Source organism: Amycolatopsis bartoniae, from assembly GCF_014191255.1.
Taxonomy (GTDB): Bacteria; Actinomycetota; Actinomycetes; order Mycobacteriales; family Pseudonocardiaceae; genus Amycolatopsis_E; species Amycolatopsis_E bartoniae.
On the sequence record NZ_JACHWH010000010.1, the window covers coordinates 44,321 to 58,022 of the forward strand.

The 13,702-nt window shown below is 73.2% G+C and carries 10 protein-coding genes; 7 read left to right on the plus strand and 3 right to left on the minus strand.

Translation table 11 applies throughout. The features are described 5' to 3' along the window. The first annotated feature begins 2 nt into the window (after window positions 1–2). The 3 genes from FHX82_RS31040 to FHX82_RS31050 all read left to right on the plus strand — a co-directional run bounded on the left by FHX82_RS31040 (window position 3) and on the right by FHX82_RS31050 (window position 6,640). Window positions 3–4,430 carry a hypothetical protein gene (locus FHX82_RS31040; protein ID WP_145933876.1) on the plus strand — a complete coding sequence of 1,476 codons (4,428 nt, stop codon included), beginning with the start codon at window positions 3–5 and terminating at the stop codon, window positions 4,428–4,430. Between the two features lie 355 nt (window positions 4,431–4,785). Further along, on the plus strand, window positions 4,786–5,235 hold the full coding sequence (locus FHX82_RS31045; RefSeq protein ID WP_145933875.1) for a hypothetical protein: 450 nt from the start codon (window positions 4,786–4,788) through the stop codon (window positions 5,233–5,235). A 121-nt stretch (window positions 5,236–5,356) separates the two neighbouring features. Then, complete coding sequence (locus FHX82_RS31050) at window positions 5,357–6,640, plus strand: S8 family serine peptidase (RefSeq protein WP_145933874.1); 1,284 nt, start codon at window positions 5,357–5,359, stop codon at window positions 6,638–6,640. Between the two features lie 20 nt (window positions 6,641–6,660). Here FHX82_RS31050 and FHX82_RS31055 read toward each other — a convergent pair whose 3' ends face one another. The 3 genes from FHX82_RS31055 to FHX82_RS31065 all read right to left on the minus strand — a co-directional run bounded on the left by FHX82_RS31055 (window position 6,661) and on the right by FHX82_RS31065 (window position 9,285). Continuing rightward, window positions 6,661–7,626 carry a hypothetical protein gene (locus tag FHX82_RS31055; protein WP_145933873.1) on the minus strand — a complete coding sequence of 322 codons (966 nt, stop codon included), beginning with the start codon at window positions 7,624–7,626 and terminating at the stop codon, window positions 6,661–6,663. Window positions 7,627–7,702: 76 nt separating this feature from the next. Continuing rightward, a complete protein-coding gene (locus FHX82_RS31060) occupies window positions 7,703–8,572 on the minus strand; it encodes a helix-turn-helix transcriptional regulator (RefSeq protein ID WP_145933872.1) in 870 nt (289 codons plus the stop codon). 68 nt (window positions 8,573–8,640) lie between these two features. Beyond that, window positions 8,641–9,285, minus strand: a complete 645-nt coding sequence (locus FHX82_RS31065) for a LysE family translocator (protein WP_145933871.1) — start codon at window positions 9,283–9,285, stop codon at window positions 8,641–8,643. 71 nt (window positions 9,286–9,356) lie between these two features. Between FHX82_RS31065 and FHX82_RS31070 the strand changes: the two genes are divergently transcribed. From FHX82_RS31070 to tpiA, 4 genes are all read left to right on the plus strand, one after another. Continuing rightward, the gene (locus FHX82_RS31070) at window positions 9,357–10,523 is read left to right on the plus strand and encodes a winged helix DNA-binding domain-containing protein (protein ID WP_145933870.1); all 1,167 of its coding nucleotides are present in this window, start codon (window positions 9,357–9,359) and stop codon (window positions 10,521–10,523) included. A gap of 132 nt (window positions 10,524–10,655) precedes the next feature. Continuing rightward, window positions 10,656–11,660, plus strand: coding sequence for a type I glyceraldehyde-3-phosphate dehydrogenase (gap, locus tag FHX82_RS31075; protein WP_145933869.1), 1,005 nt, complete (start codon window positions 10,656–10,658; stop codon window positions 11,658–11,660). Window positions 11,661–11,664: 4 nt separating this feature from the next. Continuing rightward, window positions 11,665–12,873 carry a phosphoglycerate kinase gene (locus FHX82_RS31080; protein WP_145933868.1) on the plus strand — a complete coding sequence of 403 codons (1,209 nt, stop codon included), beginning with the start codon at window positions 11,665–11,667 and terminating at the stop codon, window positions 12,871–12,873. Beyond that, entirely contained in the window at window positions 12,873–13,661 is a 789-nt protein-coding gene (gene tpiA / locus FHX82_RS31085) for a triose-phosphate isomerase (protein ID WP_145933867.1), read from the plus strand. Before FHX82_RS31080 ends, tpiA begins: the two co-directional genes overlap by 1 nt. Window positions 13,662–13,702 lie beyond the last annotated feature (41 nt).

A 13,702-nucleotide genomic window follows, 5' to 3' on the forward strand; every position in this document is an offset into this window, starting at 1 on the left:
GCATGTACGAGCTTTCGCGAGTGCGCCTGCATTCGGTCGGCCCGGCGGGCGCGCGGTACCAGGACGTGCTGCTCGACTTCAGCGGCGTCGGGCCGCTGGTCAAGGCGCCGGCACAGGACGCGCTGTTCACCGCGGGCATCCACTCCGCCGAGCAGGGCCTGCCGCGGCGGCCGTCGCCGGCGAGCGTGTTGTTCCTGGAGAACGGCGGCGGCAAGTCGGTGCTGATCAAGCTGATCTTCTCCGTCATGCTGCCCGGCCGCCGCCAGGTCGTGGGCACCACGAACACCCGCGTGCTGGAGAAGTTCGTCGCCGCCAAGGACGTCTCGCACGTGGTGCTGGAGTGGCAGCACACCGAGACCGGGCAGCGGATCATCACCGGCAAGGTGTCGGAGTGGCGCGGGCACGTGGTGTCCAACGACCCGGCGAACCTCGTCGACTCGTGGTTCTGCTTCCGGCCCAGCGCCACCACCGGGCTGGAGACGCTGCCGTTCAGCGCGGACGGCAGGCTGCTCACGATGTCCGCGTTCCAGGAACGGCTCGACGAAGCGCACCGCGCCGAGCCGGAGCTGGAGCTGTCCTGGACCCGCCGCCACCACGAGTGGACCGAGCGGCTCGACCAGCTCGGTCTCGACACCGAGCTGTTCCGCTACCAGCGGGCGATGAACGCGGGCGAGGGCGAGGCGGCCGACGCGTTCGCCTTCACCTCCGACGAGGCGTTCGCCGAGTTCCTGCTCAAGGCCGTCATCCCCGAGGACGACCCGCGCGACCTCGCCGACGTGGTGCAGACGTACGCGCACAACCTCGGCCAGCGCGGCGAACTGATCGCCGAGCGGGACTTCGTCGCGGGCGCGCTCGACCTGCTCACGCCGCTGGTCGAGGAGGAGTCGCTGGCCGCGGCCTCCCGCAAGCTCGCCGTCGCGGCGCGCTCGGACGCGCAGGCGTTCGCCGGGTCCGTGATCGCGCGCCGCGAGCTGGAGTCCGAGCGGCTGTCCGGCCTGGCCGCATACGTCGACGAGACGCGGGACGCGGAGAAGCTCGCCGAGGGCGACCACCGCCGGCTGGCGGCCGTCGTGACGGAACTGCGCCGGGTGGTGGCCGAGCTGCGGCTCGCCCGCGCCACCGAGGACAAGCAGCGCCTGGACGGCGAGCTGGCCGAGGCGCGACGGACGGCCGAGGCGTGGCGGGAGACCGGCACCGTCCTCGCGCACGTCAACGCGATGCGCAAGGCCGCCGACATCCGGGCGCTGGTGGGGGAACGGGAACAGACCGCCAAACCCGCGCTGGAGGCCAAGAACGCCGCCGCGAACGCGCTCGCCCGAGGGCTGCTCGCGCTGGCGCGCGAAGCCGGGGAACAGGCGCAGGCGGCGGAAGAACGCACCGCGGCGGCGCGCGACGAGGCCGCCGCCGCCCAGGACCAGCGCGACCGGGCCACGAGCACGGCGGCCCGGTACCGCGCCGAGGAAGCCCAGCTCACCGGCCGGGTCGAGGAGGTCAGGGCGCAGGTGCAGCAGGCCGTGCGCGACGGCCTCCTCACCGACGGCACCCAGGTCGCGGCCGCGGCGCAGGAAGCCCGCAGCCGGGGGGAGAACGCCGCGAGCGAGCTGATCTCCCGCGAGGCCGAGCTGGAGCGGGTGGCCGAGGAGCACGCCGAGGCCCAGCAGGCCCTGCACGCCGCGCAGCAGCGTGCGGCCGCCGCGCAGAGCCGCGCCGACAACGCCGCGAACGAGCTGGCGAAGGCCCACCGCCGCACGGACAGCCTCGCCGCGCACCCGCGGCTGCTGGAGCTGCTCGGCGGGGACACCGTGCAGCTGGAGACCGACACCCCCGCGCTGCTGACGCGGCTGCGTGAGGCCCGGTCCACCGCGGAGCGCGAGCAGACCGCGCTGCGCATGGCGGAGTCGGCCGACGAGCGGGCGCTCACCGCGCTCGGCGACGGGGGGCTGCTGCCCGCGCCGCCCGAGGTGCAGGCGGCACTCGACGTACTGGAGGCCGCGGGGATCACCGCGTGGTCCGGGTGGCGCTACCTGTCCACAATGGACGCCAAGGCGCGTGAACGGGTGCTGGCGGAACTGCCGCACCTCGTCGGCGGGGTGCTGGTCAACGACCCGGCGCAGCTGACGCGGGCCCGCGCCGCGCTCGCCGACGCCAAGCTCCTGCCGAGCGTCGTGGTGCCCGTGGGCACGACGGCGGCCGTCCGGGGCGAGGGCAGCGCGCCCGGCGTCGAGTTCCTGGTACCGCCGAACCCCGCGATGTACGACGAGGACGCCGCCGACACCGAGCGGCAGGCCATCCTCGCGCGGCATGCGCGCCGCCAGAAGCAGCTGGAGGCGCTGAGCACGGCGATCGGCGATGACGCGGCGCTCGAATGGAAGCTCACCGCGTGGCGGGAGGACTATCCGCCGGGTGCGCTCGCGACCCTCGCCGAGGAAGCCGAGCACGCGGCGACCGAGTTCGCCGAGGCCCAGGAGGCCGTGACGGCGGCCGAACGCGAGCTGGCGGAGACGGCCGCCCGGCGCGCGCGGCTGCGTGAGGCGATCCCGGCGCTGCGGGCCGAGGCACGCACGGGGGAGGAGCGGTCCCGCCGGCTCGGCGAACTGGCCGAGCGGGTCGCGCGGATTCCACAGTGGACGGAGGAGGCCGGGCGGGCGCGGGAGGTCGTGGCCCGCGCCGAGGCCGAAGCGGAGCAGGCGGGCACCAAGGCGGCCCGCGCCCGCGAGGAGGCCGCCGAGGAACAACGGACGGCCGACGGGCACCGCCGGACGGTCAGCAGCGCCCGCGCCGAACTCGCCGAGGTGCCCGGCGGCGGCGGAGTGTCCGAAGAGGACCCGGCGCCGAAGGAACCCGTGGACGCGCTGCGCCGCGCCTTCGCCTCCGCGAGCGAGGCGTATGCGAAGGTCGAGGTGGGCAGCGACCTGCGGGCGGAGCTGGACCAGGCGGAGTCCGCCGAGTCGGGCGCCCGCGCGGCGCTCGAAGCGCTGGACCCGGCCGTGCGCGAGCAGGCCGCCCGGTTGCTGGAAACCGCCGACGGTTCCGACGCCGCCACCCGCGCGGCGGCCCTGGCCCGCGCGGGCCGGGCGGTCGCCGCGCTGGAGGCCGAGCACAGCGAGGCGATCGGCGCGGTCGCCACCACCAAGGCCGAGCTGGACCAGCTGCCCCGGCAGAACGTGCCGCTCGAGACCCGCCCCCGCGACATCGAGCACGGCCGCGAACTGATCGACGAGGCCGGCCAGGAGGCGAGCGCCGCCGCCCGTGCGTGGGAGGAGGCGCAGGCCCGCCGGGCGGAGGCCGAGCGCGCCGCCGACCAGGCGAACGCCTCGGCCGCCGGGTTCCGGCTGCTCGCGGAGTCGATGGCCCACCTCGCGCCGGAGGGCGAGCCGGAAACGGTGTTCGACGGGGACGTGGACGCCGCCCAGCACCGGTACCGCCGGTTCACCGCCGCGCTGACCGAGGCCGAGGCCGCGGTGGACCAGGCCGAGAAACGGGTCCGCGCCGCCGCCGACGCGCTCGCCCAGTACGCGACCGACAAGCGGTTCGAGAGCCTGTCCAGCCCGGTGCGGCAGCAGATCATCTCGGTGCGCCGCGACAGCCTGCCCGCCAGCGCGGCCGAGTGGGCGAAGGCGCTGCGCCCGCGCCTGCGCACGCTCACCGACGACCTCGCGCAGATCGACCGCCACCGCTCCGGCATCGTGGCGCGGCTGCAGGGCATGGTCGAGGGTGCGCTGCGGATGCTGCGCTCGGCCCAGCGGCTCTCGCGGCTGCCCGAGGGGCTCGGCGACTGGTCCGGGCAGGAGTTCCTGCGCATCCGGTTCGCCGACCCGGAGGACGCCGAGCTGGTCGAGGCGCTCGGGCAGGTGGTCGACGAGGCGGCCGCCGGGAAGACGAGCGACGGCCGGGACGTCAAACGCGACGGCATGTCGCTCGTGCTGCGCGGGGTGCGGGCCGCCGTGCCCAAGGGCTTCCGGGTGGACATGCTCAAGCCGGACTCGGTGCTGCGCACGGAACGGCAGCGGGTGTCGGAGATCCGCGACGTGTTCTCCGGCGGCCAGCAGCTGACGGCGGCGATCATCCTGTACTGCACGCTCGCCGCGCTGCGCGCCAACAACCGGGGCAAGCTGCGCAACCGCCATTCCGGGGTGCTGTTCCTGGACAACCCGATCGGCCGCGCGTCGGCGGGCTACCTGCTGGAGCTGCAGCGCGTCGTCGCCGAGGCGCTCGGCGTGCAGCTGATCTACACCACGGGCCTGTTCGACGCGGGCGCGCTGTCGGAGTTCCCGCTGATCATCCGCCTGCGCAACGACGCCGACCTGCGGGCGGGACGCAAGTACCTGTCGGTCGACGCGACGATCCGCAACCACCTCGACGAGCTCGCCGAACCGGACGGCACGTCCCACCTGTCGGCGACACGCCTGTTCAGCAGGACCGGCGACTAGCACCGCGGTCGCGCTCCGTGCGGAAGGCGCGCCGGGATCTGCTCGACCCGGTGCCCCTCACATGTGCCCCAAGGAGTGACTCCGGCGGTAACGGGCGAACTTTGCCGTACTCCCACCGCAGTGGGTTACTTTCGTCCCTCCACAGGGGACGGACGCCGCGACGGTGCGTGATCATCGGCGGAATCGCCGGCGGAACTACACCCGCACGGTACTCATCCGGAAAGGGGGCCTGTGCAATTCGTGAATGCGGCTCGGATCCGCCGCGTTAACTCCTTCGGATGGACGCCGCGTGAATTTCGGCTCGATTGGGTAAGGAATTGCAGGCAGACAGCCCCACTCTTTCGAGGAGCCCACAATGCAGAACCGATTCGCGCGATTCATCTCGGTCCTCGTCGCCGGCGGCGTCCTGACGCTGACCGGTGCCGGTATGGCCAGCGCGGCGACGCCGGCAGGCAGCGGCACGTCGAGCACCGAGAGCGCCGCCGCGCAGGTCCAGACCTCGCGCGACAACCTGGTCAACGACGCCAAGGCCGGCAACGCGCCCGCGGCGCGCAGTGAGCTGACCCAGCTCGAGCCGCTGCTGTCGGACCTGGCGACCAGCGACCGCTACTCCATCCAGGCCGACACCCGGCAGACCGCGGCCACCGCGCACGACGAGGCGGTCCAGGCCGCGGACAAGATCGCGCAGCTGCCCGCGGACCAGACCGCCCGCCAGGACGTGCCGCCCGTCGCGACGCTGCTCGACGCGCTCCTGCAGCGCGTGCTGCTGAGCCTGTCGGCGCTGCTCGCCGGCCTGCTCGGCTGACCGCCCCCGGGCGGCCAGCACCGGATGGTGTACCGGCCGCGGATCCGTGCCCGAGCGGATCCGCGGCCGGACCGGTCCGCCCACGCCGTACGACATCCGAAATCACGTGCAAAGGAGCCCGATGTTCCGCGCCGGTCTCGCGGTCTTCGCCGGAATGGTCCTCACCGCCGCGCTCGCGGTGGCACCCGCGACCGCGGATCAGGTGCGCGCGGCGAGATTCGAACCGGTGTGCGGCGGGAAATACGCCCGGGTCGCCTGCCAGGTGCAGAAACTCGTCGGCGGCTCCTACCAGGCGCCGATGGGCTGGGGTGCGACGGATCTCCAGGCGTCGCACGGCATTCCGGCGACCTCCCCGCACACGGGCACCATCGCGATCATCGACGTCGGCGCGTATCCGACGCTCGAGAACGACCTCGCGGTCTACCGGCAGCAGTACGGGCTGCCGCCGTGCGCGAGCAGCACCGGCTGTTTCCGGCAGATCGACTACAAGGGCGGCCCGGCGTTGCCGCCGTCGCCGGGGGCCGACGGCCCGTCGATCGACGAGCAGATCGCCGTGGAGACCTCGCTCGACGTGGACATGGCCTCGGCGGCGTGCCCCGGCTGCCGCATCCTCGAGGTGCAGATCCCCGTGTCGGAGGTGCCGACCAGCGACGGCTCCGGCGCGGTCAACTACGACGGGTACGCCGCGGCGTTCGGCACAGCGGTCCAGACCGCGGTCGCGAACGGCGCGAACTCCATCAGCATCAGCTACGGCCTGCCCGGGAGCGACTCGATGGTCCGCGGCCCGGTCGCCGCGCAGCTCGCCCAGCGGGGCGTCGCGATCGTCGCGTCCAGCGGGGACAATGGTTTCCAGGCCACGCAGTTCCTGTGGCCGCAGGCGCTGCCCACGGTCACGGCCGTCGGCGGCACCGAACTGGTCAAGCAGGGCAACACCTACAGCGAGGGCGCGTGGGACGGGGCCGGGTCCAGCTGCGTGCCCGGTGCCGCGGCGGCTCCGGGCCAACCGGGCGACGTCACGGCGTTGTGCGGCGGTGCCCGTACCGCGGTGGACGTCTCCGCCGTCGCCGACAACCTCGCGATCTACACGACCTACAGCCCGTCGAGCAAGCATTCGCTCGGCTGGACCATCGTGGCCGGCACGAGCGCGTCCGCGCCGTTCATCGCCGGGGTGTACGCCGCGAGCGGCGACCTGCGGGCCGTCGACGGGCCGAACCTGCTGTACCGCGCCGGGGCGGGCGCGTTCAACGACGTCATCTCCGGCACCAACGGCGGCGTCAGCAACGGCCGGTGCCTGCCACCGGGCCTCGGCTCGTCGACCACCTTCGACGGCCGCCTGTGCGGCGCGGGCCCGGGCTGGGACGGACCCACCGGGCTCGGCAGCCCCAAGGGCCTGCTGCCGCTGTAGGCACGCGCTCGCGAAGCGGGTCAGCCGCGCCGCAGCTTGGCGAGCATCAGCGTCGGGTCGTTCCCGGCCAGGTTGGCGCCGTTGGTCACGTAGACCCGGTCGCCCCGCACCGCGACCGCCGTGGTGCCCTGCAGGCCGTCGCCGGCGTCCAGCAGGGTCTCGTGCGTGCCGTCCGCGCTGACTCGCACGAGCTCGCCGGCCTCGTTGACCGCGGCGAAGATTTCGGTGCCCCGGCCGGTGAAGTCGAAGTCGTCGATGCCCGCAAGACCGGTGGCCCGGACCTCGGCGTGACCGGAGCCGCCGTCCGGGAGCAGCGGGATGCGGACGAGGGTGCCGCGGTCGGAGTTGCTCGCCCACACCGCGCCGTCGTGGATCTTCAGGCCGTTGGCGCCCAGGAAGCCGTCGGGCGCCAGCGCCGGGTCCGCGGACCACACGGTGGCCGGGCCGCCGCCCAGCGGGGCCTGCCAGATGCGCCCGCCGGCGGAGTCGGTGACCAGGAAGCGGTGCCGCGCGCCGTCGACGACCAGCGCGTTCAGCATGGTGTCGGCGGGCATCGGCACGACGAGCCGGGGCTGCCCGGAGCGCCCGAGCTGCCAGATCCCGGTCTGCCCGGCCTGTCCGGTGGAGTAGAGGAAGTACAGGTCGCCGCTGCCGGTCCGGGCGACGCCGGTGACCACGGGAATTCCGACGACCGGGGTGCTGCCGCCGCCCGGAGGCAGCGGCATGGTGGCGAGGACCTGGACGCGTCCGTCCGGTGCGACCCGCACCACCTGGCGGGCGGGGATCATGCCGATGACCGCGCCACCGTCGGGTTCCGGCGCGATGCTTTCGGCGGCCTGGCCCGCGGCCCGGTCGAAGTGGGCGAGGACTCGCACGTCGGCCAGGCGGGTCCCGGCGGGGTGCGCGAGGGCCGCGGGAGCGGTGCCCACGGTGAGCAGGGCGGCGAGGCCGAGCGTGACGGCACGCCGTGGCAGGTGCGGGGACATCGTTGCCTTTCCGTGGTGAGGGCAGGACGAGACGCGGTGGCCCGCGCGGGCCACCGGAAAGGGAGGTCGCGGACGCCTAGCCCGGCAGGTGCCGGGCACCGGTCCCGGACGGGGTGAACCGTTCCTGGCCGAGCACGGCCAGCAGCTCCAGCTGCGAGACGGCGGCGCTGCCCGGCGCGGGGGAGTACACGATCAGGCGCTGGTCCTGCCTGGCCGTCGCCAGGATGTCGAAGTCCAGCTCGATGATCCCGACCGCGGGGTGCAGGATGCGCTTGCGGTCGCTGCGCCGGACCGCGACGTCGTGCCGGGCCCACAGCCCGGCGAACTCCGCGCTCCGCGCGCGCAACGCCGCGACCAGCTCGCGTGCCAGTGGATCGGCCGGGCGGGCCGCGAGGGCCGCCCGCAGGTCCTCCACCTGCGCCCGGCTCTCGTGTTCGTGATCTTCGGCGGGATAGCGCCGGCGGAGGGCCGGATCGGTGAACCACCGGTAGGTGCAGCTGCGGGCGAGGCCGCGGAACCCGGTCTGCGGCCCCAGCAGCGCGTCCGCCATCGGGTTCCGGGCGAGGACGACGTTGAGGTCGGAGGCGACCAGTGCGGGCAGGCCAGGCAACCCGTCGAGGAGCCGGAGGAGACCGCGGCCGACGTGCTCGTCGCCACCGGTGCGGGGCGGCGCCTGGTGACCGGCGAGGCGGAAGAGGTGGTCGCGTTCGTCGGCCGTCAGCCGCAGCGCGCGGGCCAGCGCGGTGAGCACCGCGACCGACGGATGCGGGCCGCGTCCCTGTTCGAGCCGGGCGTAGTAGTCCGGCGACATGCCGGCGAGCCGGGCGACCTCGAAGCGGCGAAGCCCCGGCGTCCGGCGCCGGCCGCCCGCCGCGACACCGACATCCGCGGGCTGGAGCAGCGCACGCCGGCGCCGGAGGAAGTCCGCGAGATCGTTCCGTTCCACCTCCTCAGCATGATCCGCCCGGCGCGGCACAACCAGGACTCGCCGGTACCACCCTCGGCGGGCGGCCGTCAGTCCCGGCGCCCGGTGAGCGCGATGCCCACGCCGAGACCGATCATCACCGCGCCGCCGGTGCCGCCGATCAGCGCGAGCCGCCGCGGGGAGCGCGCGAACCACGAGCGCGCCGCACCGGCGACGAGCGCCCAGGCGCTGTCGGACAGCACGGCGATCGCGGGCAGGCAGACGCCCAGCAGCAGCACCTGCAGCGGGACCCGCCCGGCCGACGGCGTGACGAACTGCGGCAGCACCGCGGCCAGGAACACGATCGACTTCGGGTTCGCGAGACCCACGACGAACCCGTCGCGCAGTACCCGCAGCGTCCGGCCCGGCGTGGTGGGCACCGCGGCGGAGAGGGCGTCCGCCAGCCCGCGGCGGTGCCGGATCGCCTGCACGCCCAGGTACACCAGGTAGCCCGCCCCGGCCAGCTTGATCACCGTGAACACGGCCGCGGAGGTCCGCACGAGCACGCCGAGCCCGAACGCCACCGCGACCACCTGCGTGTACACGCCCGCGGCGTTGCCGGCCACGGTGAGCAGCGCGTCGCGGCGCCCGACGGTGAGCGCGCGGCTGATGGTGAACAGCACGCTCGGCCCTGGCACGACGATCATGACGAACACCAGCGCGGCGAACGCCGCGAAAGCACCGGGGGACACCATGACCCGACGGTAGCCGCCGCCGCGCGTCCTGCCGAGCGGTTTTTGTCGGTGAGTGCTGGTACGAAGAGCCGGTGAGCACGCGGATGACCACCGGGCAGCGCCGCGCCCGGCTGATGACCCGGCACCTGCTGGCCGCCCCGGCCACGGACGTGACCGAGGTGGCGGAAAGCCTGGTGGCGCTGCACGCCACCGACCCGGCGACGGTGCACCTGTCGGTGGCGGCGCGGCTGCGCAAGCCGGTGACGGCCGAGCACGCGCTGTACGAGGAACGCACGCTGGTGCGGATGCTGGGCATGCGGCGCACGGTGTTCGTCGTTCCCGCCGCCCTGGCGCCGGTCGTGCAGGCGGCGTGCGCCGACGACATCGCCCGCAAGCAGCGGAAGCTGCTGCTGCAGCACCTGGCCACGGCGGAGCTGGACACCGACCTGGACCGCTGGCTCGCCGAGGTCGAGGAGGGCGCTTTCGCGGCACTGTGCAAGCGGGGTGCCGCCCACGCGCAGCAGCTCGCGGACGACGAACCCAGGCTGCGCACGCAAATCCTGATGTCGCAAGGAAAACCGTACGAAGCGCGGACCTACGTCACCAACCGGGTGCTGTTCCTGCTCGCCGCGCAGGGGCGCATCGTGCGCGGCCGCCCGCGGGGCTCGTGGCTGTCCACCCAGTACTCCTGGGTGCCCGCCGACTCGTGGCTGCCGGGCGGGATTCCGGCACTGCCCGCGGAGGAGGCCCGCGTCGAACTGGCCCGGCGGTGGCTGCGCGCGTTCGGCCCGGCCACGGTCGAGGACCTCAAGTGGTGGACCGGCTGGACGGCGACCCAGGTGAAGAAGGCGCTCACGGTGCTCGCTCCCGCCGAGGTGGACATCGACGGCAGGCCCGCCATCGTGCTGCCCGGCGACGTGGAACCGGTGACGGCGCCCGAGCCTGCCGCCGCGCTGCTGCCCGCGCTCGACCCGACGCCGATGGGCTGGCTGGGGCGCGACTGGTACCTCGGCGCGCACCAGGCGGAGTTGTTCGACCGCACCGGAAACATCGGCCCCACCGTGTGGTGGGACGGGCGCATCGTCGGTGGCTGGGCGCAGCGCCCGGACGGCGAGATCGCCTACCGCTTGCTGGAGGACGCCGGCGCCGACGCGGAGGCGGCGATCGCGCGGAAGGCGGACCAGTTGCGCGAGTGGCTCGGTGCCGTCCGGATCGCCCCGAAATTCCGCACTCCGGTGGAGCAGGCGCTGCTTACTTGATCGATTCCCCTGGTGGTGGACATCTCGTCGGTCCCTGTGAGTCGGCGCAGGCCAGCACGCTAGGGTGAGCTTCGAGCCCGAAGATGTGTAGCCCGGTCACGGGGCCGGGTCGGACCCGAGGAGAGACGAGCAGTGACTGTTCGCGTAGGTGTCAACGGCTTCGGCCGGATCGGCCGCAACTTCTTCCGCGCGGTGCAGGCGGCGGGCCACGACATCGAGGTGGTGGCGTTCAACGACCTCGGTGACGTCAAGACCATGGCGCAGCTGCTCAAGTACGACAGCGTGCTGGGCCGCTACCCCGAGGAGATCTCGGTCAGCGACGAGGGCATCATCGTCGGCGGCAAGACCGTCAAGGCGCTCGCCGAGCGCGACCCGGCCAACCTGCCCTGGGGCGACCTGGGCGTGGACGTCGTGGTCGAGTCCACCGGCTTCTTCACCAACGCCGACGCCGCGAAGGCGCACATCGCCGGCGGCGCCAAGAAGGTCATCATCTCCGCGCCGGCCAAGGGCGAGGACCTGACCGTCGTGCTGGGCGTCAACGACCAGCTCTACGACGGCTCGCAGACGATCATCTCGAACGCGTCCTGCACCACCAACTGCCTCGGCCCGCTCGCCAAGGTCCTGCAGGATGCCTTCGGCATCGAAAAGGGCCTGATGACCACCATCCACGCCTACACGCAGGACCAGAACCTGCAGGACGGCCCGCACAAGGACCCGCGCCGCGCCCGCGCCGCCGCGCTGAACGTGGTGCCCACCTCCACCGGTGCGGCCAAGGCGATCGGCCTCGTGCTGCCGGAGCTGAACGGCAAGCTGGACGGCTACTCGATGCGCGTGCCCGTGCCCACCGGCTCGATCACCGACCTCACGGTCGACCTGACGAAGAAGGCTTCCGTCGAGGAGATCAACGCGGCGTACCAGGCCGCCGCCGACGGTCCGCTCAAGGGCATCCTGCGCTACAGCGTCGACCCGATCGTCTCCTCCGACATCGTCAACGACCCGGCCTCGTGCATCTTCGACGCGCCGCTGACGAAGGTCATCGACAACCAGGTCAAGGTGTTCGGCTGGTACGACAACGAGTGGGGCTACTCCAACCGCCTGGCGGACCTGGTGAAGCTCGTCGGCTCGAAGCTGTCCTGAGGCCATGGCCGTCAAGACACTCGAAGACCTCCTGGCCGAAGGTGTCGCCGGACGGCGCGTGCTGGTCCGCTCGGACCTGAACGTGCCGCTCGACGGCGACACCATCACCGACGACGGCCGGGTGCGTGCCGCGCTGCCGACGATCCGCCGCCTGGCCGAGGCCGGCGCGCGGGTGGTCGTCGCGGCCCACCTCGGCCGCCCGAAGGGCGCCCCGGAGCCGAAGTACTCGCTCAAGCCGGTCGCGCACCGGCTCGGCGAGCTGCTCGGCGCCGAGGTCGCGCTGGCCGCCGACGTGGTCGGTGACAGCGCCAAGGCCGTCGCGGGCTCGCTGGCCGACGGCCAGGTCGCGCTGCTGGAGAACGTGCGGTTCGACCCGCGCGAAACCAGCAAGGACTCCGCCGAGCGGGACGAGCTGGCGCACGAGTTCGCCGCTCTCGTCGGCGAGGACGGCGCGTTCGTCTCCGACGGGTTCGGCGTCGTGCACCGCAAGCAGGCGTCGGTCTACGACGTCGCCCGCACCCTGCCCGCCTACGCGGGTGGCCTGGTGCTCGCCGAGCTGGAAGTGCTCGGCAAGCTCATCGGCGAGCCGGAGCGGCCGTACACCGTGGTGCTGGGCGGGTCGAAGGTCTCCGACAAGCTCGCGGTGATCGAGGCCCTGCTGCCGAAGGTCGACCAGCTGCTCATCGGCGGCGGGATGGCGTTCACGTTCCTCGCCGCGCAGGGCCACTCCGTGGGTTCGTCGCTGCTGGAGCAGGACTTCGTCGAGACCGCGCGCAAGCTGCTGGAGACCGACGGCGACAAGATCGTCGTCCCGGTCGACGTCGTGGTGGCGGACAGGTTCGCCGCCGACGCCGCCACGGACACGGTCGCGGCCGACGCGATCCCGGACGGCTGGATGGGCCTGGACATCGGCCCGCGCACGGTCGAGTCCTTCGCGGCCGCGGTCGCCAAGGCGAAGACGGTGTTCTGGAACGGCCCCGCCGGCGTGTTCGAGATGGCGCCGTTCGCGGCGGGCACCCGTGGCGTCGCGCAGGCGATCGCGGACTCGGACTCGTTCAGCGTGGTCGGCGGCGGTGACTCGGCCGCGGCGGTCCGGCTGCTCGGCCTGCCGGAGGACGGTTTCTCGCACATCTCCACCGGCGGCGGTGCTTCGCTGGAGTACCTGGAGGGCAAGGAACTGCCCGGCGTCGCCGTGCTGGACGAGGAGGGCTGATGGCGCGCAAGACGCTGGTCGCCGGCAACTGGAAGATGAACCTCAACCACCTCGAGGCCATCGCGCTGGCGCAGAAGATCGCGTTCTCCCTGCCGGAGAAGTACTACGCGAAAGTCGATGTCGCCCTACTCCCTCCCTTTACGGACATCCGCAGCATCCAGACCCTCGTCGACGGCGACAAGCTCCTGTTCACCTACGGTGCGCAGGACCTGTCGCCGCACGACTCGGGCGCGTACACCGGGGACATCTCCGGCCCGATGCTCGCGAAGCTGGGCTGCCAGTACGTCACGGTGGGTCACTCCGAGCGGCGCGAGTACCACCACGAGGACGACGAGCTGGTCAACAAGAAGGTCCGCGCGGCGATCAAGCACGGCATCAAGCCGATCCTGTGCGTCGGCGAGCCGCTCGAGGTGCGTGAGGCGGGCGGCCACGTCGACCACGGCTGCGACCAGCTGCTGGCCGGGCTCAAGGGCCTCAAGGCCGAGCAGGTCGCGGAGCAGGTCGTGGTCGCGTACGAGCCGGTGTGGGCGATCGGCACCGGCCGGGTCGCGACCCAGGCCGACGCCGAGGAGGTCTGCAAGGCGCTGCGCGCCACGCTCGCGGAGAAGTACGGCGCGGACGTGGCCGACAAGGTCCGCATCCTCTACGGCGGCTCGGTGAAGTCGAACAACATCGCCGAGCTGGTGGCGTGCGACAACATCGACGGTGCGCTGGTCGGCGGGGCGAGCCTGCAGGCCGACGAGTTCACCAAGCTGTGCGCGCTCGCGGCCGGGGGACCGCTGCCGTGACCCTTGCGGGCGGCGAGTAGTCTGGCAACCTCAGACCGTCA